The organism is Candidatus Magnetominusculus dajiuhuensis, assembly GCF_046044395.1.
Taxonomy (GTDB): domain Bacteria; phylum Nitrospirota; class Thermodesulfovibrionia; order Thermodesulfovibrionales; family Magnetobacteriaceae; genus Magnetominusculus; species Magnetominusculus dajiuhuensis.
Window position 1 is genome coordinate 1 of record NZ_JBJUSG010000069.1, and the last position, 18,671, is coordinate 18,671.

The 18,671-nt window shown below is 47.5% G+C and carries 18 protein-coding genes and 1 tRNA gene; 17 read left to right on the top strand and 2 right to left on the bottom strand.

The window, feature by feature from the left end; translation table 11 throughout:
- Positions 1-376 precede the first annotated feature (376 nt).
- Positions 377-449: transfer RNA gene (locus tag AB7D94_RS10370), tRNA-Ala, on the bottom strand.
- Positions 450-596: 147 nt separating this feature from the next.
- Here AB7D94_RS10370 and AB7D94_RS10375 point away from each other — a divergent pair.
- The 11 genes from AB7D94_RS10375 (at position 597) to smc (ending at position 12,612) form a co-directional block, all read left to right on the top strand.
- Positions 597-1,580: an N-acetylmuramoyl-L-alanine amidase family protein gene (locus tag AB7D94_RS10375; protein WP_420265780.1), complete on the top strand. Its 984-nt coding sequence runs from the start codon at positions 597-599 to the stop codon at positions 1,578-1,580.
- On the top strand, positions 1,567-2,142 hold the full coding sequence (locus AB7D94_RS10380; protein WP_420265781.1) for a GerMN domain-containing protein: 576 nt from the start codon (positions 1,567-1,569) through the stop codon (positions 2,140-2,142). Before AB7D94_RS10375 ends, AB7D94_RS10380 begins: the two co-directional genes overlap by 14 nt.
- Positions 2,142-3,011: a glutamate racemase gene (gene murI / locus AB7D94_RS10385; RefSeq protein WP_420265783.1), complete on the top strand. Its 870-nt coding sequence runs from the start codon at positions 2,142-2,144 to the stop codon at positions 3,009-3,011. Before AB7D94_RS10380 ends, murI begins: the two co-directional genes overlap by 1 nt.
- On the top strand, positions 3,008-3,742 hold the full coding sequence (rph, locus tag AB7D94_RS10390; RefSeq protein WP_420265784.1) for a ribonuclease PH: 735 nt from the start codon (positions 3,008-3,010) through the stop codon (positions 3,740-3,742). The genes murI and rph overlap by 4 nt, the downstream gene beginning before the upstream one ends.
- Positions 3,720-4,328 carry an RdgB/HAM1 family non-canonical purine NTP pyrophosphatase gene (gene rdgB / locus AB7D94_RS10395; protein WP_420265785.1) on the top strand — a complete coding sequence of 203 codons (609 nt, stop codon included), beginning with the start codon at positions 3,720-3,722 and terminating at the stop codon, positions 4,326-4,328. The genes rph and rdgB overlap by 23 nt, the downstream gene beginning before the upstream one ends.
- Before the next feature lie 3 nt (positions 4,329-4,331).
- A complete protein-coding gene (rfbF, locus tag AB7D94_RS10400; RefSeq protein WP_420265786.1) occupies positions 4,332-5,117 on the top strand; it encodes a glucose-1-phosphate cytidylyltransferase in 786 nt (261 codons plus the stop codon).
- Positions 5,118-5,313: 196 nt separating this feature from the next.
- Positions 5,314-6,420: a CDP-glucose 4,6-dehydratase gene (rfbG, locus tag AB7D94_RS10405; RefSeq protein WP_420265787.1), complete on the top strand. Its 1,107-nt coding sequence runs from the start codon at positions 5,314-5,316 to the stop codon at positions 6,418-6,420.
- Positions 6,417-6,857 (top strand): dTDP-4-dehydrorhamnose 3,5-epimerase family protein, encoded by a 441-nt coding sequence (locus AB7D94_RS10410; protein ID WP_420265788.1) that lies wholly within the window; start codon positions 6,417-6,419, stop codon positions 6,855-6,857. The genes rfbG and AB7D94_RS10410 overlap by 4 nt, the downstream gene beginning before the upstream one ends.
- Complete coding sequence (locus AB7D94_RS10415; RefSeq protein WP_420265789.1) at positions 6,857-7,819, top strand: NAD-dependent epimerase/dehydratase family protein; 963 nt, start codon at positions 6,857-6,859, stop codon at positions 7,817-7,819. The genes AB7D94_RS10410 and AB7D94_RS10415 overlap by 1 nt, the downstream gene beginning before the upstream one ends.
- On the top strand, positions 7,819-8,637 hold the full coding sequence (locus AB7D94_RS10420; protein ID WP_420265790.1) for a glycosyltransferase family 2 protein: 819 nt from the start codon (positions 7,819-7,821) through the stop codon (positions 8,635-8,637). Before AB7D94_RS10415 ends, AB7D94_RS10420 begins: the two co-directional genes overlap by 1 nt.
- A 474-nt stretch (positions 8,638-9,111) precedes the next feature.
- Positions 9,112-12,612: a chromosome segregation protein SMC gene (gene smc, locus AB7D94_RS10425; protein ID WP_420265792.1), complete on the top strand. Its 3,501-nt coding sequence runs from the start codon at positions 9,112-9,114 to the stop codon at positions 12,610-12,612.
- Positions 12,613-12,723: 111 nt separating this feature from the next.
- Here the strand turns inward: smc and AB7D94_RS10430 are convergent, their stop codons facing one another.
- Positions 12,724-13,221 (bottom strand): hypothetical protein, encoded by a 498-nt coding sequence (locus AB7D94_RS10430; RefSeq protein ID WP_420265793.1) that lies wholly within the window; start codon positions 13,219-13,221, stop codon positions 12,724-12,726.
- A 191-nt stretch (positions 13,222-13,412) separates the two neighbouring features.
- On the opposite strand from AB7D94_RS10430, the gene AB7D94_RS10435 reads away from it, so the two are divergent.
- The 6 genes from AB7D94_RS10435 to AB7D94_RS10460 all read left to right on the top strand — a co-directional run bounded on the left by AB7D94_RS10435 (position 13,413) and on the right by AB7D94_RS10460 (position 18,525).
- Positions 13,413-14,054, top strand: coding sequence for a hypothetical protein (locus tag AB7D94_RS10435; protein ID WP_420265794.1), 642 nt, complete (start codon positions 13,413-13,415; stop codon positions 14,052-14,054).
- Between the two features lie 17 nt (positions 14,055-14,071).
- Positions 14,072-14,722, top strand: a complete 651-nt coding sequence (locus AB7D94_RS10440) for a hypothetical protein (RefSeq protein ID WP_420265795.1) — start codon at positions 14,072-14,074, stop codon at positions 14,720-14,722.
- 18 nt (positions 14,723-14,740) lie between these two features.
- Positions 14,741-15,688: an AAA family ATPase gene (locus AB7D94_RS10445; RefSeq protein ID WP_420265796.1), complete on the top strand. Its 948-nt coding sequence runs from the start codon at positions 14,741-14,743 to the stop codon at positions 15,686-15,688.
- Positions 15,689-15,792: 104 nt separating this feature from the next.
- A complete protein-coding gene (locus AB7D94_RS10450; protein WP_420265797.1) occupies positions 15,793-16,560 on the top strand; it encodes a DUF58 domain-containing protein in 768 nt (255 codons plus the stop codon).
- Between the two features lie 215 nt (positions 16,561-16,775).
- Positions 16,776-17,597, top strand: a complete 822-nt coding sequence (locus AB7D94_RS10455) for a DNA-methyltransferase (protein WP_420265798.1) — start codon at positions 16,776-16,778, stop codon at positions 17,595-17,597.
- A 7-nt stretch (positions 17,598-17,604) separates the two neighbouring features.
- The gene (locus AB7D94_RS10460; protein WP_420265799.1) at positions 17,605-18,525 is read left to right on the top strand and encodes a type II restriction endonuclease; all 921 of its coding nucleotides are present in this window, start codon (positions 17,605-17,607) and stop codon (positions 18,523-18,525) included.
- Positions 18,526-18,671: the final 146 nt, after the last annotated feature.

The window sequence follows — 18,671 nt, forward strand, 5'->3', positions numbered from 1 at the left end:
CTACTCCATCTCTCCACGATCATCTTTGTAACACTTATTTATTGACAGTCCCTTAGACAGCTCTACAGCGAGTTTACCATAGAGGAGGTCGAAACCACATACAACATGAGTCACAAGAAAAAGGTGACAGAGCTTTTGATCAGGAATTATTGATAACGAGACTGGAAGTTTGAGGCGAAAACGTCAGGATATTGACAAAATAAGAAATTTTTGCAAAATCACCTGATAAGATTTGCAAAACTGGCCGCATAGTTATAACAATCGAAATAATATTCTGATGAAATCAATACCCTAAAAAATAGCTGGTGACGGTTTGGTGACGGTATTTTTGAGGGGTATGAAGAGATAAGTTCTTGATATATAAGAATAACAATATTGGACGGTAGGGGATTCGAACCCCCGACCCCCACGTTGCGAACGTGATGCTCTCCCAGCTGAGCTAACCGCCCAAAGCTAACTGACAACGGCTAAATGCATATGGCAATCATCCCACATTGCTATTGTCTCATAATACTATAAGTAAAATCAACAACCATTAAGGACGTGGTGAATAAACCACTTGAAAAACTTCTTGTAAATACGCCAATATATACGTCATGAATAGATCTTATGCCATTAAGAATGCCGGTATGTTCGTAGTTTTCATGTTTAGCCTCTCTTTTAGTGCGTACGGTGCGGAGGCTGGGCATGTTGTTATGCGCTTCAACGAGAAAAACGATTTTTTAAGGTTTGTGTTTCAAGGCTCAAACGACTCTCTGATAAGCTTGGCCACGGTCAACGAATCATATAGTATCGTTAAGATTGATTTCCCTGATAATTTTTCATTTGAGGGAGTAGCCCCGCCGGAGGTGGTTAATATTATCCGGAAGGACAACAGTCTCTATTTAAATATAAAGAATGTCGGGAAAATAAAGGTATCACGATACTCAGGCCCTCCACGTCTGGTTATAGACGCGTATATAACCGGCGGCACCCTGTCGGCACAGTCACCCGCGTTGGCACAAACTAACGAAACCGCGGGGCTGAGTATCTTGTTAGACGCCGGACATGGCGGCGTTGACACGGGAATAATCTCAGGGCAGTTTAAGGAAAGCGACCTTTCCCTGTCCGTATGTGCCGATCTGGCCAAACGCATAGGTGGCAAGGCCAGCAGGGTTGCCATCATCAGAAAGGACGACTCGGCCATGTCCCTTGCTCAGCGACTTATAGATATTCGTAAATACAGGCCGAATTTGTTTATCAGCATACATGTTTCGGCCTCTGGCCAATTTGCCATATATACGAGCAGCTTTCCGGCAGCCATGTCAGGGCCGGAGATGGCGTATAGCACCGCTTACGCGGGTTCCGCCTATGTCGAAAAGACCAGGGCGCTTTCAAAGGCGGTCGGCAGCGCGTTTAACGAGAAATTCAAAATGCAGACTGTCTATAGGGAAATGCCAGTTCCAATACTCAGCGGCACGGCCGCGCCGGCCATCATGATTGAGATACCAAATCCGGCTTCTTTTACATATAATGACGATTCGATTAATTCCATATCGGATGCTATAATTAAGGCGATTTCAGAATATGCGAAAAAGTAGGTTAATATTTCTTGTAGTTTTGCCGCTAATCGTACTAATAGTTGGCACAACGGTCGTATATTATTATATAATGTGGAAAGACGACCACCGCTCAGGCGCAACAAGCCTGATAGCGCTGAAGGAGAGGGAGAAACTCGTAAGCGACGCCCGGGACGTAAAGGTGTTCTACCCCGAAGGGGCGGCCCTTAACATCATGATTATAAAGATTAAGCAGACCTTTGATACGATGAAAATAGCGGAGACCGCCATAGGAGAGCTTTTTAATCTCAATGCGATACCCAACAAAGAGGCCTTTCCATCAAACGCCAGGGTACTGGGAATCTACTATGGCATTGATAAAATACTCTACGTGGATCTCTCGGCTGAGATAAAAAAGAACTTTCAGGGTGATGCCCTGAAGGAATTTCTGATAATAAAGAGTATATACGAGACGGCCACCTCTAACGTGGAACTTGATGACGTGAAGATTCTTATAAATGGAAAGGAAGAGGAAACAATAGGAGGACACTATGACATCAGTTCCCCCATAAAAAGAATAGCCACACAAGAGGCAAAAATTTGATGAAATTCGACAACATGGCTGATATGCCGATAGGGATATTTGACTCTGGAGTGGGCGGTCTGACGGTTCTGAAGGAGATACATGCCCGTCTGCCCGCAGAAAGCACTATCTACATGGGGGATACCGCGAGGGTGCCATACGGCATACGCTCAGCCGAGACCGTTATCAAGTATTCGCTTGAAAATAGCGCGTTTCTTGTGGAAAAAGGTATAAAGCTGTTAATAATAGCCTGCAACACGGCATCCGCAGTAAGCCTTGATATAATAAGAGCCGCGTTTAAGATACCAGTGATGGGCGTTATAGAGCCTGGCGCACGGGCTGCGGCTATGGCAACCAAAAACGGCCGCGTAGGGGTAATAGGCACAGAGGCTACCATAAAAAGCGGTGCATATGGCAGGACAATCCGGAAAATCGCACCAGGCATCGTGGTAATTGAAAGCTCATGTCCTCTGTTTGTACCCCTTGTTGAGGAGGGGTGGCTTGATGACGAGGTGGTCGAGTTAGTTGCGCGCAGATATTTGACCGAGATGAAGCGCACCAATATAGATACCCTTGTGCTGGGATGCACGCACTATCCACTGCTGAAAAGGGTGATAAAAAAAGTAATGGGAGACGGTGTTGTCCTGATAGACTCCGCTATCGAAAAGGCAAAAAACGTCACTGACATACTGACATCGTCGGGTTTGCTGAAGGCGGCGGGCACTCCGGTGTTCAGAAAATACTACGTTACGGACTGTCCTGACAGGTTTCAGGAAATCGGCAAGCGTTTTATGCTTGATTCATTAGAGGATATTACAAGGATAGAGATTGCGTCGCTGGAGGAGAAGGCCATAGCCTTAAAAAACAAGCAGTGCAATGGAGGCGTATGAGAGAAGACGGAAGGGCAAATTCGGAGTTAAGGCCGGTAAAGATAACCAGGGGTGCCGTCAGGTATGCCGAGGGTTCGGCACTGATTGAGGCAGGCTCTACAAGGGTAATCTGCACTGCGACGATAGAGGAGACCGTGCCGCCGTTTCTAAAGGACAAGGGGAAGGGCTGGGTAACCGCCGAGTATGGAATGCTGCCGCGCTCAACCCACACGCGTATGAACAGAGAGGGGCGCAGCGCCAAACCAAATGGCCGTACGCTGGAAATTCAGCGCCTCATAGGGCGCGCCATGCGAAGCGTAATTGACCTTTCACTGCTTGGCGAGAGGTCTTTCATCATTGACTGTGACGTGATTCAGGCAGACGGAGGCACCAGAACCGCCTCAATAACGGGTGCCTATGTGTGCTTCATTGACGCGCTTCGTTTTGCCATGAGAAACGGTATGATCAAAAAGATTCCTCCAATAGACTATGTCGCCGCGGTAAGCGTGGGCGTGGTGGACGGGCAGCCCATGCTTGACTTGTGTTATGTGGAAGATAAAGACGCCGATGTGGATATGAATATAGTAATGACAGGCTCCGGCAAGTATGTGGAAGTCCAGGGGACGGCCGAAGGCTCCCCATTTACAGGGAAAACCCTGAATGAACTGCTCGATCTTGCGCGTGTGGGTATTGAGAAGCTCGTCGGGATACAAAAGGAGGTACTTGGAGATGAATCTGTTTCTGGCAACTAAAAATCAGGGGAAGGTGCGGGAGTTAAACTCTCTGTTTGCCGGTACTGGCATTGAGTTTACTAGTGCCGCAGATGTAATGGGCACGGTTGCCGAAGATGGGGATACGTATTATAAGAACGCCTATGCCAAGGCAATGGCCGTTTATGAACAAAGGCCAAACCCTGTTGTTGCCGAGGACTCAGGGCTTGAGGTTGACGCCCTTGATGGCTCACCCGGAGTGTTTTCAGCCCGCTTTGCCTCTGATGTGGACGGTGTCAATGCAAGCGACGAGGATAATGTTAACGCGCTCATGGATTTTATGCAGGACATCCCGGCTCCCAATCGTACTGCAAGATTCGTCAGCGTATTTTGCTTTATAATGGGGGGGAAGTCGCTATTTTTTGAGGGTGAGGTAGCAGGTTCTATCACCACTGAGCCTATGGGTAGCGCAGGATTCGGATATGACCCGGTCTTTGTCCCCGCCGGTTACGACAAGACATTTGCTGAACTTGGCAGCGACGTAAAAAATAGAATCAGCCATCGCGCAATGGCCGTGATTAAACTTAGGGATTATTTATTAACCATAGATGGTAAAGGCAAAAAATAATATATGAAGGTCGTTATTTTATGTGGCGGGCAAGGTACGCGCCTGCGTGAAGAGACTGAATTTAAACCCAAGGCGATGGTTGAAATCGGCCAGATGCCTGTCCTGATGCACATTATGAAGTGCTATGCCCATCATGGATACAAGGAATTTGTCCTCTGCCTCGGCTACAAGGGGCAGCAGATAAAGGATTATTTCTATCGCTACGAAATGCTCACAAATGATTTTACAATAGACCTGCACAGCAAGGAAATCACCTTCCATCCCCGCAATGCCCTTCAATATGAGGGGTGGAAGATAACGCTTGCCGACACGGGGCTTAACGCGATGACCGGTGCTCGCCTCAAGCGCGTAGAAAAATACGTCAGCGGGGATTTGTTTATGCTTACCTATGGCGACGGCGTTACGGATTTGAATATTAATGAGCTGATTAGTTTTCATAAGGGACACGGCAAAATCGGCACGGTTACGGGTGTTGTGCCACCGTCCAGATATGGTGAGCTTCTGATAGAACATGACAGGGTTGTCTCATTCATGGAAAAGCCGGACTACGGGGGAAGTGCCATAAGCGGTGGCTATTTTGTATTTAAAAAAGAGTTTTTTGATTATCTCCATGACGATGACGGCTGTGTGCTGGAGAAACTGCCCCTTGAGAGACTAGCCAAAGATGGGCAGTTGAGGGTGTTTCACCACAAGGGATTTTGGCAGTGTATGGACACGTTCAGGGACTATAATTATCTGAAAGATATGTGGGAAACGGGAAGTCCGCCATGGAAACTGTGGCAGGATTAGGCTTAATGCCTATGAAGTTAACGCCGACAGAGGGTCATCTGGATTCCTGCTTTCGCAGGAATGACAAATCTGTTTGTTCATGTATTTCTTGTCTGTCATTCCTGCGAAAGCAGGAATCCAGTTTTTTTCTCGACCGATTTAACTGCATAGGCAATTTTAACTCAACTGCGCTTTCTCCTGGCCATGTGGCAAGCCGGTGATAAGAAAAGACCTTTTTGGCGGTGTCTATGATGGTCGGCGCGTACTGGTTACCGGACACACGGGCTTTAAGGGGTCGTGGCTTGTGCTGTGGCTTTTGGGGCTTGGGGCGAAGGTGGCGGGGTTTTCGGCGTATCTACCGTCAGAGCCGTGCAATTACGATGTGCTCAAACTTAATAATAAGATACACAATTTTGAAGGTGATATAAGGGATTATGCGGCCTTAACAGGGGCTCTTACGACATTTCGCCCCGATATGGTCTTTCATCTTGCGGCGCAGCCAATTGTCAGACTCTCCCACGAAGACCCGCTTCTGACTTTCAGCACGAATGTCCAGGGCACGGCCAATGTCCTGCAATGTATTAAAAATTGTGAAAGTGTTCGTGCCGCCGTTGTCGTAACGAGCGACAAGTGCTACCTCAACAAGGAGTGGTACTGGGGCTACAGGGAAAACGACACGCTGGGCGGTGATGATCCTTATAGCGCCTCTAAGGCATGTGCCGAGATTGTCTTTAAATCATACTGTGCGTCGTTTTTTCAGGGACCAGACGCCCCGCGACTGGCAACGGCGCGCGCCGGCAACGTCATAGGCGGGGGTGATTGGGCGCGGGACAGGATAATCCCCGACTGCGTAAGGGCATGGTCACAGGGCCGGGAGGCCGTCATGCGAAATCCAAACGCAACAAGGCCCTGGCAGCACGTGCTTGAACCCCTAAGCGGCTACTTGCAGCTTGGGGCGCGGCTCCTATCATTGGGCATTGCCTCAGGCGAGGCATTCAATTTCGGCCCTGACGCGAGGGCTAACCACTCGGTTGGCGAGCTTATCTCAGAGTTTATGGCTCACTGGGGAGTCTGTCTGATGAGACACGAGGGTTCGGAAATCAGGGAGAGTTCGCTTTTGAAGCTCTCGTGCGACAAGGCGCTGCAGAAGCTCAAGTGGCACGCCGCCCTCAATTTTAAGGAGACCGTCGGGCTAACCGCGGTTTGGTACAAGAGTTATTACGAGGGTAAGGAGGATATGTTTGAGTTGTCCATGCGGCAAATAGAGCGCTATATCGTTGCGGCAGCTAATAAGACAATACGCTGGGCCGTAGGCGGCAGATGATAGAAGGAATCGTCGTCTCCCAGTTGAAACAAATAGAAGACGCCCGCGGCAAGGTGATGCACATGCTGAGGCGCGACGACCCGCTGTTTGAGCGCTTTGGTGAGGTATATTTCTCGGTAGTGAATCCAGGCTCTGTAAAGGCGTGGAAACTGCACACGAAAATGGCGCTTAATCTGGCAGTCCCGTTTGGGAAAATCAGGCTTGTTATCTATGACGGCAGGACAGGCTCTCCGACCCTGGGGCTTGTGGATGAGTTCATAATCGGCGAGGGCAACTACTGCCTGGTGCATGTGCCGCCGCTTGTGTGGAGCGGTTTTATGGGTATCTCAGAAGGCATTGCGATTTTGGTCAACTGCGCTACTGAGCCTCACGACCCCACCGAGGCAGAGGTGTGTGACCCCGACACCCCCATTATCCCGTACCGGTGGCCGACATAATGCACATACTGATAACCGGGGGCAGGGGATTTATTGGCGGCAGGACAGCCCTGTATCTGAAGGAAAAATATCCCAACTCTGACATAACCATCACAACTACAAAAAACGAAGACCTTCCGGCGTGGTGTTCAGCATTTAACACGCTCAATATGTCGCTCAGCGATGAGCAATCAATCAAACGAGCCGTCAATGGCGCTGATGCAATAGTCCATCTTGCCGCGTTAAACGAAATTGACTCAATGCGTGAGCCTGTCTCGGCGATGAGGATAAACGCGGAGGGGACATTCCGGCTGCTTAGGGCGGCCTCTGAGCATGGCGTAAGGAATTTCATATATTTTTCAACGATTCACGTCTATGGAGAGAACCTTGCGCTGCCCCTGATAACAGAAGACACCCCAATACGGCCATATCACCCGTACGCAACCACACACGCGGCGGCCGAGGGGTTTGTTGATCAGTTCAGACGGTATAACGCAATGAACACTGTGATTTTCCGACTGTCAAACGCATACGGCGCCCCTGCGGACATGGCGGTAAACCGCTGGATCCTCGTCTTTAACGACCTCTGCCGCCAGGCCGTAACGCACAAGTCGCTTACACTAAAATCCTCCGGCAGACAGTACAGGGATTTCATATCAATACACGACGTAACACGCGCCGTCGGTCATTTCATTTACGAATTAAACGGCCAATGGGGTGATGGGTTATTCAATTTGGGCGGCGAATGTCCGATGACGATTTTGGAGGCGGCCAAGCATGTCGGGCGGGTTTACAAAGAGACCTATGGACGGGAAATCAGCGAAATAAAGGTTGGAGAGGCCGTCTCTTCAGATGCCTTTTTGAATCCAACGAATTATAGTATCGAAAAGATAAAAGAAACGGGGTTTCAACCTGAGGGTGGCATGGACGATGAGATAAGGCGATGCCTGTCTCTGTGTGAAGGCTTCGTGGAGCGTGCGTAATGACTAAGCACGGCTCACCCCTCGTGTCAATCATCATGCCGACATATAACTATGCGGGGTTCATTGCTGAGTCAATAAACTCTGTGCTGGAGCAGACATACCGAAACTGGGAGCTTATAGTGATAGACAACTATTCGTCCGACAATACGGAGGAGATAGTGCGCGGCTTTGGGTGCGGCCAAATCAGATACATGAAGTTTAAGAACAATGGCGTAATAGCCGCCTCAAGAAATGTGGGACTGAGGGAGGCGCACGGGGAGTATGTGGCGTTTCTGGACTCAGACGACTTGTGGCTTGCGGACAAACTTGAAAAACAGGTGAACTATCTAAGCACCCATAAGGATGTCTTTATGGTGTACTCAAAGGCGGCGGCGATGGAAAACGGTGTTCTGACCTATACAAAGGGAAGGGCACCGGGGCGGCGAATTGGCTTAACCCACAGGGGCATATTTATTGATTTGTTTCTGTCTTTCAATTACATATCCTGTCTCACGGTGATGTTTAGAAACGGCAATGGCCTTCAATTCAGCGAAGACAAGGGGTTAACCACCGTCGAGGATTTCGACTTGTGGCTTACTATCGCCTCTGAATATGAAATAGGATATATAGACGAGCCGCTGGCGTTTTACAGGATACACGGCAAGAACACCGGCGCGCGGATTAAAAAATACGTCGGGGCAAACCTAAACCTGATAAAGAAATACAGGGGTAGCGTCTCAGCGCCCGTGCTGATGAGGAAATACGCCACGTTTTACGCATATGTGTTATCAATCCTGCCGGAGGCCATGGGCCGCGTATTTCGCCGTTTTGGTGGATAAATAGACGGTCAAATGAGCCAATTGCAAAACACTGTCGCTCTCTGTACTTCCAGTGTTCTGGATTCCTGCTTTTGCAGGAATGACAGACAAGGGAATCCGGTCTTTGGGGAGGAAACTCAACGGGGGCACGTATGTTCATTTTGCAAATGGACACAAATGGCCAGGGCAATCGCATTAGAAAAATAAAGCAGAAGATACCTATGCAATCATTCCGGCTTTGTCCCTTGTCGTCATTCCGGCTTGTCCGGAATCTTCCCTTTAGTGGGAGTTTCATAATGACTGTGCATATTCTGAGGCATAAGGACAGATTCCGGACAAGCCGGAATGACAAAAATAAGGGGGCAATTTCTAATGCGATTGCCCTGCACAAATGGCCTAAATGATTTACTATTTGCTGGCCGCTGTTATATACTAAGCCATCTCTTTCGGCCTGTCTTAGCGGTATGCGGCTCAACTGGCGGAGCATATTGAATAGTGAGAATAGTCAAATTAGAAATAAACGGCTTTAAGTCTTTCGCCGACAAGACGGTATTTTCGATGCATCCCGGAACTACATGTATTGTCGGGCCAAACGGCTGCGGCAAGAGCAATGTCGTAGATGCCTTCAGGTGGGTGCTCGGTGAACAGAGCGCCAAGACCCTTCGCGGTGAAAAGATGGAGGAGATTATATTTAACGGCACCGCTGAGGTAAAGGCAAAGGGCATGGCGGAGGCAACGCTGTCCTTTTCCGATTCGGCAGACGGTAACGGCAGCTCCGGCACAGGCAACATTGTTGAGGTAACAAGGAGGCTTTATCGCTCAGGGGAGAGTGAGTATTATATTAACAAGACACGCTGCCGCTTAAAGGACGTAAGGGAGATTTTTCTTGACACAGGGCTTGAGGTCAGGAGCTATTCCATCTTAGAGCAGGGCAGAATCAGCGAAATACTGAACACAAAACCTATTGAGAGGCGTTTTCTCATAGAGGAAGTTGCTGGTGTTATGAAGTACAAGGTGAGAAAATCTGAGGCGCTTGCCAAAATTGAACGTTCAAAGGCCAATCTTGACAGGATAAACGATATTGTCAGCGAGGTGAAGCGCTCCATCTCCTCACTTGACAGACAGGTAAAAAAGGCCGAGAAGTTTAAGGCGCTCACTACTGAACTCAGTCTCATAGAGCTGTCAATCGCAAAACGGGATTATGCCTTGCTCATGGACACATATACACGGCTTTCCACTGAAATCAACACGCTCACCGGTGAACTTCAGGAAACCGGCGCGGGGATTTCTGAAAAAGAGGCGGCGCGCGAGGCCACTGGCAGGGTCATTGAAGAGAAACAAAAGGCCCTCGACGCACTAAGCGACTCCCAAAGGGGACTGGACAGGGATATATCAATGCTGGAGAAAGACATGGCCGTAAAACGCTCCGCCATTGACAATATCACCGACCACACTGAGAGGCTGAACGCCCAGATAAGCGGCCATTGCGCCGAAAGAGACGAGACACTGAACAGGGTTGCGGAGCTGTCACAGGCCGACACCGATTTAGGCGCCACTTGTAATGCCCTTGAAAAGGCAATTGAGACCGACAAGAGCAAGCTCGTCCAGACAGAGGAATCCCTTGATGGTGTGGAGGAAGAACTCAGGGAGAAAAACCGCGTCCTGTTTAAAATCTCAGACGAGATAAGTACAATCCGAAACGCGGCGTCAAGCCTTCAGTCAGGGATTAGTTCACTAAGGCAAAAAAAGGACTCCGCGTCGTCGTTTTTTAAACACGCGGCCACCGAACATGACACTCACGAAAGCGAAATCAAAAAATCAGAGCGTACTATCCTCCAAAGACAGGAGGCAGTTGACTCAAACAAGGGAAAGAAAGCCGTTCTTACAAGCGACGCAGAGCTTCTGCAGAAAGAGCTTGACTCTACGCGTGCCGACATTGCCTCCATGAGGGAGTCGCTCGCAGCCGACACATCGAGGCTTAGATCGCTTGAGGAGATAACGGCAAGCGATTTAAACGTAAAGGAATTCTCTCAAAACATCGAAATCATCGCACTGCTGTCAAACATAATAGAAGTCCCCCGAAAGTACGAGATTGCCGTGGAGGCCGCCCTTGGCGGAAAGATAAAAGGCTTTATCGTCAGAGACATTGATGCGTTGAACAATGGCGTAAGGTTCTTAAAAGAACGCGCCTCAGAGCGCACCTCACTTGTGGTAAACTCACAACAAGAGAGCTATGACACTATAGCCCAATCCGGCGACGCCGTCAACGCCTTTGATGTGGTTAAGACACCGCCCGAATACGCGCAGATGATAAGGGCAATTTTAGGGAATTATTTCATTGTCAGCGACATACCAGAGGCCCTTGTGCAGTTATCAAAGGGCAGCCGATGCCACTTCGCCACGTTAGACGGCGACATCGTTGAGGCATCGGGCGTTGTTACCACGGGCAAGAGTGGGACTATCCTAAGACATCTGCGCAATATCAGAGAACTCAGGGACAAGACTGCTGGGGATACCGTGTCGCTGACAGCCCTGCAACAACGCCTCAGCGCCTCCCTTGCTCGTCAAGACGCACTAAAAAAAGACCAGCAAACCATTGACAACATCCTCTCTGCCATGGACAAGGAACTCTCCATATTGAAACTTAATCTAAAAAAACACATTGAAGACAAAGATCGCCTCACGCAAAAACTGCACTACATGAAAGTTGAATCCGAGCAGATAGACAAGGAAATCAACACCCTGAACAATAAACTAAAAGAACGCATGGAAGAGGAAACCCTCGCCCATGCCCGTAAGGACGAGATAAACGCCTATATAGAAGAGCTGAGGGATACGGTTACAGACAAAAAAGTCCACCTTGAGACTCTTCGCACCTCCTTTACCGAGAAAAAGTCTTCCATAACCGGCATGAGAGAAAGGCTCAGGGCGGTGCGTGCCGAAAAGGACTCACACGTAAAAAAGCTCGATACCCTGCAGCGAAGAGTCTCCGATGCCCATAATGAGATAGGCAGCCTCACCGTAAAACAGGAAGCCCTTATCATCGAAATCCAAACAGAAGAAAAAAAACTCGCCCGGCTCACAGAACAGGCGGCCGCCCTGAAGGCCATGATTTCAGATCAAAAGACAAGCATTGAAAGCGACATAAGGACATCGCACGATCTTGAAGCGTCCCTTAGCGCTATGCGCCATAAATACGAAGAGACACTGCGGCATGTGACCGGGCTGGAGCTTCGCCTGACTGAGTCGCGCATGAGAATAGAAAACATAAAGGCCCTTATAGCGACAAACTATGGCAAGGACATAGACGACCTGCAAACGCCGCCTCTTTCGGATGGACAGGAGGAAAAAACGGCCGTACTCAGGCGCAAAATCTCAGAAATCGGTCAGGTAAACCTTGCAAGTATTGAGGAATACGAGGAGCTGACCACACGTTACGATTTCCTGCTTGCTCAGCAAAAAGACCTGTTAACCTCAATCGCGGAACTTGACGAGGCCATTGCTAAGATAAACTCAACGACGCGGCAAAAACTAACCGATGGTTTTAACATGTTGAATTTAAAATTTGACGAGACATTCAAGAAGTTTTTTGGTGGCGGCAGGGCGGAGCTTATATTAACCGAAACCACAAACATACTGGAGTGCGGCATAGACATAGTGGTTCAGCCGCCGCAAAAGAAACTTCAAAACATAAACCTGCTCTCAGGCGGAGAGAAGACCCTATCTGCAATATCGCTGGTCTTTGCGGGCTTTTTGATAAAACCGACCCCTATGTGTATCCTTGACGAGGCGGACGCCGCCCTTGACGACTCAAACACCGTGCGGTTTGCCTTGATGTTGAAAGAACTTGCCGACAGGACCCAATTCATAGTCATTACCCACAACCGCGTGACGATGGAAGCGGCGGACTACATATACGGCATCACAAACGAAGTACCGGGTGTATCGAAAGTCATATCCATGGAGCTGACATCAGAGGACATCTCTATCCCTTAGCCGGAGTACTGAGGCCGCCAACGGCGGCAGCCTAAACGCAATAGACAAAACGTGGCGAGATTTACGGGGTGAAGGGGGGGCCCCCCCCTTCGTCGTTAATCCTTTGATTTACTATTTTTCCTCTGCTTTCTTATGCCCGTGCTTTTCAGACATAGACTTCCAGTGCTGTTTGCGGGAATCCACCATAAAAAGTAAGAGCTTAGCCTGCTGTTCTTGTGTGAGAATACCCTTTATCTCGGTCTTTTCCGATTCCATTGTGGCTTTAAGAGCGTTATGGTTGTCTTCTATTTTCCCCATCAAGTCCTTTATGTCGTCAGCTTTCTTGTTATTGACGGCCTCTCTAAGCCCTTTGATATCATCCCTCATGGATTTCATGGCATCGTGTCTTTTTTTGTCGTAACTATCCAGTACGGCCACGAGTTTTGCGGAGGTTTCTTTGTCAAGGTCAAGTGCTTTGAGCAGCTTCTTCCTTCTTTCGGCCTTAAATTTCTCGTGCATCTCCTTTTTGTGAACCTTCTTGCCTGTGTCCTGCGCTTCAGTTTCGGCGTTGCAGGTAACAGCAAACATCATCAAACACAACACCACCATAACTCCGGCTAATCTCTTCATTTAACTCCTCCATCTGACTTCCTCTTAATCCCTCAATAAGGAATTCGACGCATTTACTCCCGCGCCTGATGATTTAGACACAGGGGCACCGAAAAAGGTTTAACATTATATTTTTTACTAAAGAATTCTCGCAATACAACCGATAGGATATCAATGGGTCAGGTAATATTGCAATAACGAGGGAGGTTAATATGGCAGTTGACAGCGTAAATGGAGGGATGGCGTATACGAGTTATCTGCAGTCCACGTTACTTCAGGTTACTCAGAATACCGGCACGGCACAGGGCACAGACGGCAACAACGATAATGGAAAAGTCGGAGGCTCAAAAGGCGGCGGTCATAATAATGCCTTTGTAAACAGCATAATGGAGACCTTAAGCCAGCTTGGAATTACTCCGAACATTCAGTCCGGCTCCACACCGGCCACCACATCGGCAGCCGACACCGGCAATGACAACACACAATCAGGCGCAAACAGCGATAAGCAGGCGCTCCATGCCTTCATGCACGGCCTGTTTCAAGCGCTTAATCAGAACGCTCCGGCTACCCAGGCACAGACTACAACCAGCGACCTGACAACAAATCTCCAAAACCTTCTGCAGGGCCTTAACTCAAGCACGGCGGGGGGCGGCAACGCACAGTTAAACAGCGCTTTCAAGAACCTTATACAGACGCTGCAGGCCAACAGCGGCGGGGCGGGGGCGGGCAACGCTACGTCCGGCAGCCTGACCTCGCTTCAGGCATTTTTGCAGGCGTTGATTCAAAATCTGCCTAATCAGCAGCAAGGCGTAAATGCCATCGGCTCTGGAAATATCCTTAATACTGCGGTTTAGGGCGAAAGGGGGTTAACATGGCAATTGACAGCGTTGATGAGGGAGTAGCATTCGGTGGTGTAGCGTATACTAATTATATGCAGTACCTGCAGTCCATATTGCTTCAGCCTATTCAGAATACCGGTACGGCTCAGGGCACAGGCGACAGTAGCGGTATTGGAACAACCGGAGGTTCAGCAGGCGGCGGACAGAATCACGCCTTTGTCAACAGCGTTATGGTGACTTTGAGCCAGCTTGGAATTACTCAGAATCCTAAGGCCGGTGCCACACCAGCCGCGACGTCGGCTGCAAATAACGGCAGCGATCAGCAGGCACTCCATACGTTTATCCACAGTTTGTTTCATGCCCTTGATCAAAACACTCAAGGGACTCCACCACCGGCTGGCGGCAGTGCCCCTTCTCCTGCAAACCTGGCGGCAGACCTGCAAAATCTCATACAGAGCATTACCTTAAATACAGGTGGTATAGCCGGCCTTGATTCCCTGTTGGGTAATGATTTTCTGAACATGATACAGACGGTGCAAAGCAACAACAGCAGTAGTACATCTGTCAGTCAGACTGCAAGCCAGACAACACTTCAGACATTCTTGCAGGCGTTGATTCAAAATCTGCCTAATCAGCAGCAAGGCACGGATGAGCTTGGAAATCTTGTCAATACCCTGGTATAGGGCGAAGACAACAAGGGGATGCAAACGCGAGAGATTGAAGTTAAAAACGAACGCATCCTAAGCATAATGAGTTGCCTGTCGCCGTTTCTGCATGGCAAAGAGACGGCAATTAAGTTATCGCTTATCGCGTTTTTTTCCCGCGGCCATCTGTTGATTGAAGACATGCCCGGCCTTGGCAAGACTACGCTTGCCATTGGCATTGCCAGGGCGCTTGGCCTGGACTTCGGGCGAATCCAATGCACGAGCGACCTCCTTCCATCTGACATCACCGGCCTTTCGATTTATAACAAAAACAAGGGGGAGTTTGAGTTTCACAAGGGACCGATATTCAGCAATATCGTCCTCGTTGATGAGATAAACAGGGCGACCCCAAAGACACAGAGCGCGCTTCTTGAGGCTATGGGTGAAAAGCAGGTGACAATAGAGGAGCAGACATACAAGCTGGTAAAACCATTTTTTGTCCTTGCCACGCAAAATCCCGTCGAACAGTACGGCACATTCCCGCTCCCTGAATCGCAGCTTGACAGGTTCATGCTGAAAATCGGACTTGGCTACCCGCCCAAAGAGGCCGAGATGCAAATCCTCAGAGGGGGCAGCAGACGCGAGGAACTCTACTCTATCACGCCTGTTATGGATAAGTCCGAGGCAGTCGAGATACAAAACCACATCAAAGATAAGATATATGTATCAGAAAAAATCCTCGGCTACACAATGAGTATCGTAGAGCAAACGAGGACACATAAATACCTGTACGCGGGGCTTTCAACGAGGGGGGCGCTTGCTGTTACCAATACCGCCAAGACACACGCCTATCTCTGTGGCCGGGATTTCGTCATTCCCGAAGACATTAAGGCCCTCGCCCCATATACCATCTCCCATCGTGTATTGTTTAAAGAAGACATTGATTCAAACACAAAGAAGGAGATTGTAAAATCCATAATCGAAGACCTTCCCACCCCGGCGTAATCAGGATAAACAGGGCCGGTTGGATTTACATAGCGCTGTCCATATTTCTGGGTGTCTCGGCGGCAAACACCGGCAATAATCTCATCTATCTGATAACGGCGGCGATGCTGGGGTTTATGGGGGTATCGGGGATATTCGGCAAACGCAACCTGAGCAACATTGACATCTCTATTGAATCCCCCACTGAGGTCTTTGCAGGCGTGGAATTCCCGATGAAGATTACGCTGACCAACAATCGCGGCTTCTTGCCGGGCTTCCTGCTTAATGTGACGGCAGATGGCGCCGGTGTGCTGTTTCCTTTTGTTGATGCAAAGACGGCGCAGTATAAGCATATTCCATTTCAGTTTAAAGCGCGCGGGGCGCAGACCATCACTGATATTCATGTCTGTTCGGTATTTCCATTTAATTTTTTCATGCGATGCACACCTGTAAGCCGCTCCCGTGAGTTCATCGTCTTTCCCGCCCCGAAAAAATGCAGCTTACCGGGTACGTACGAAAGAAACATGCAATCAGGGGGCGAAAGGCCGTCAGATAAAGCAGGCTTCGACTCAGAGATAGTCTCTATAAGAAACTACATACAAGGCGACCCGTTAAAATACATCAGTTGGAAGGCAACGGCGCGCTCAGGCAAGCTGAAAACCAAAGAGCTGTCATCATTATCTTTTGACCCCGTGCTGATAGACTTCGACAAGACCGGCATAGCGGACAAAGAAGAGAGAATCTCCTGCATAACATACACAGTTCTGACCATGATAAAAAGAAATGTCCCTGTGGGGCTTAAGATAAACGATACGCTCTTACCGCCCGGCACCTCACACGCCGCAAGGACTGCCCTGTTAAAGGCGCTGGCGTTGCTGCCGACAGATAATTAGGGTTTGTCTAATTTACCTCAGCACAAAATCCCTGCTGGTATGGTACAATAGCGTGATTGATTAATACCGTCATTACAGACGGTTCAGGGCATAGAGATTCGCAGTATCTTAGATGTGAGTGGGTGTTGGAACAGCGAAAGCGGTTAAAGCATGGCGGGTACTAAGCGATGAGGGATTAGTAGAGGGAAAACAATGTTAAAAATGACTCTAATTTAATGATTATACAACAACCGTATTATGAAAAAACCGGGTTTAAATTATACCATGCTGATTGTCTGGAAATTTTGACTTCCATGCCTGAAAATTCGGTGGATATGATTTTTGCAGATCCGCCTTATTTTTTATCCAGCGGGACTTTTACCTGTCAAAACGGGAAAATGGTAAGCGTTAAAAAGGGAGACTGGGATTTATCAAACGGGGCAAGGGATAATTTTGAATTTCATCTTCAGTGGATAAAAGCATGTAGACGAGTATTAAAACAAAACGGGTCAATCTGGATCAGCGGGACTTATCACTCAATCTATCAATGTGGGTTTGCTCTGGAAATAAACAATTTTCATTTTTTGAATGATATTGCATGGTTCAAACCAAACGCTTCCCCAAATTTAAGCTGCCGTTTTTTTACCGCCAGCCATGAAACTCTGCTTTGGGCAAGAAAGGATAAAAAAGGAAAGCATACTTTCAATTATGAATTGATGAAAAATGGAAACTGGCCGGAAGATCAGTTAAAAAAAGCCGGATTGCAGATGAGAACTGTTTGGTCAATCAACACGCCAAAGCCTACGGAGAAGACATTTGGAAAACACCCAACACAAAAACCATTTGATTTGCTTAAAAGAATTGTTTTAGCAAGCACAAACAAAGGCGATTTAATTGTAGATCCATTCACTGGAAGTTCGACGACAGGAATTGCCGCATATCTCTACGGCAGAAATTTTATCGGCATTGACACTGAAAAACAATATTTAGATTTATCTATAAAGCGATTTGAAGAATTTGAAGATATGGATAATCTAAAATTAATAAATAAATGCTAAAATAGCTATGAAATACTTATCTTTTTATAACGACGTCCTGAGATGCAAAAACAACGAGGATGTTTATGATTTTCTCATTGCAAATCTAAAGCCCAGCAATATGCTTTGGTCTTATTTTGTAAATTGGGACAAAGTATTACGGAATACTAAACGAATTGAACTGGCTCTAAATAACCTTAACTACCTCATAGGTAAAGATGATTTTGATAAAGAGTTAAGGTTTTTACTTAAAGAAAACCCAAAGCTTGTAAAAGCTCTCCCTGCTTTAGTAGTTAGAGATGGATCTAACAACAAGAAATTTAAAATTTTGGTTGACTATCAAAACAAGAAACTCGTTTATGAGGATTATGATTTTGCGAAGGATAGAGTAACAGATGGAGACATTGAAAAATACTTAACTTTCGTAAAAGAAACTGGCTTAAAAAATTTGATCGTCAATAAAAAAATAAAAAATCTGGTTGATTATATGATAGGTGTAGAAGCTGGATTAGATAGCAACGGTAGAAAAAATAGAGGTGGTCATGCTATGGAGGATATCGTTGAGGCATTCATTGCAGATTTGTGTGACAAGAAGAATTTCAGATACCTGAAAGAATCAAATGCAGCAAAGATTAAACAAGAATTTGGCTATGATGTGCCGGTAGATAAATCTTCACGAAGATACGATTATGTTATAGATGATGGTAAAGAACTATTTATAGTTGAAACAAACTTTTACGGTGGCGGCGGTTCAAAACTAAAGTCTACGGCTGGTGAATACAGGAATTTATTTGATGTTTTAGAGGGTAAATGCAAATTTATATGGATTACTGATGGATTGGGGTGGAGAAATACTACAAGACCTCTCCGTGAGACTTTTGATTACAATGACTATCTTTTTAATTTAACGATGCTTGAAAATGGTATTTTAGAATATGTATTTAAATAGACCGTGATGATTGTCTTTAAATATCAATGGAACAGAAGTATATGTTAGTGATTCTTTTATCCAAAACAGGACAAAAGAATCCTTGTTGTCTGATTCACCCTATAACCGACATAGAGAAGCGAAAAGAGTTAAAAGCCCCCGTGCTT

Excerpts from the sequence above, each read along its gene's own strand:
- AB7D94_RS10440 (WP_420265795.1), top strand. The coding sequence starts at position 14,072 with ATGGCAATTGACAGCGTTGATGAGGGAGTAGCATTCGGTGGTGTAGCG.
- AB7D94_RS10445 (WP_420265796.1), top strand. The coding sequence starts at position 14,741 with ATGCAAACGCGAGAGATTGAAGTTAAAAACGAACGCATCCTAAGCATA.
- rph (WP_420265784.1), top strand. The coding sequence starts at position 3,008 with ATGAGAGAAGACGGAAGGGCAAATTCGGAGTTAAGGCCGGTAAAGATA.
- AB7D94_RS10435 (WP_420265794.1), top strand. The coding sequence starts at position 13,413 with ATGGCAGTTGACAGCGTAAATGGAGGGATGGCGTATACGAGTTATCTG.
- AB7D94_RS10410 (WP_420265788.1), top strand. The coding sequence starts at position 6,417 with ATGATAGAAGGAATCGTCGTCTCCCAGTTGAAACAAATAGAAGACGCC.
- AB7D94_RS10455 (WP_420265798.1), top strand. The coding sequence starts at position 16,776 with ATGATTATACAACAACCGTATTATGAAAAAACCGGGTTTAAATTATAC.
- murI (WP_420265783.1), top strand. The coding sequence starts at position 2,142 with ATGAAATTCGACAACATGGCTGATATGCCGATAGGGATATTTGACTCT.
- AB7D94_RS10415 (WP_420265789.1), top strand. The coding sequence starts at position 6,857 with ATGCACATACTGATAACCGGGGGCAGGGGATTTATTGGCGGCAGGACA.
- AB7D94_RS10380 (WP_420265781.1), top strand. The coding sequence starts at position 1,567 with ATGCGAAAAAGTAGGTTAATATTTCTTGTAGTTTTGCCGCTAATCGTA.
- rdgB (WP_420265785.1), top strand. The coding sequence starts at position 3,720 with ATGAATCTGTTTCTGGCAACTAAAAATCAGGGGAAGGTGCGGGAGTTA.
- AB7D94_RS10420 (WP_420265790.1), top strand. The coding sequence starts at position 7,819 with ATGACTAAGCACGGCTCACCCCTCGTGTCAATCATCATGCCGACATAT.
- rfbF (WP_420265786.1), top strand. The coding sequence starts at position 4,332 with ATGAAGGTCGTTATTTTATGTGGCGGGCAAGGTACGCGCCTGCGTGAA.
- AB7D94_RS10450 (WP_420265797.1), top strand. The coding sequence starts at position 15,793 with ATGCTGGGGTTTATGGGGGTATCGGGGATATTCGGCAAACGCAACCTG.
- AB7D94_RS10375 (WP_420265780.1), top strand. The coding sequence starts at position 597 with ATGAATAGATCTTATGCCATTAAGAATGCCGGTATGTTCGTAGTTTTC.
- AB7D94_RS10460 (WP_420265799.1), top strand. The coding sequence starts at position 17,605 with ATGAAATACTTATCTTTTTATAACGACGTCCTGAGATGCAAAAACAAC.
- AB7D94_RS10430 (WP_420265793.1), bottom strand. The coding sequence starts at position 13,221 with ATGAAGAGATTAGCCGGAGTTATGGTGGTGTTGTGTTTGATGATGTTT.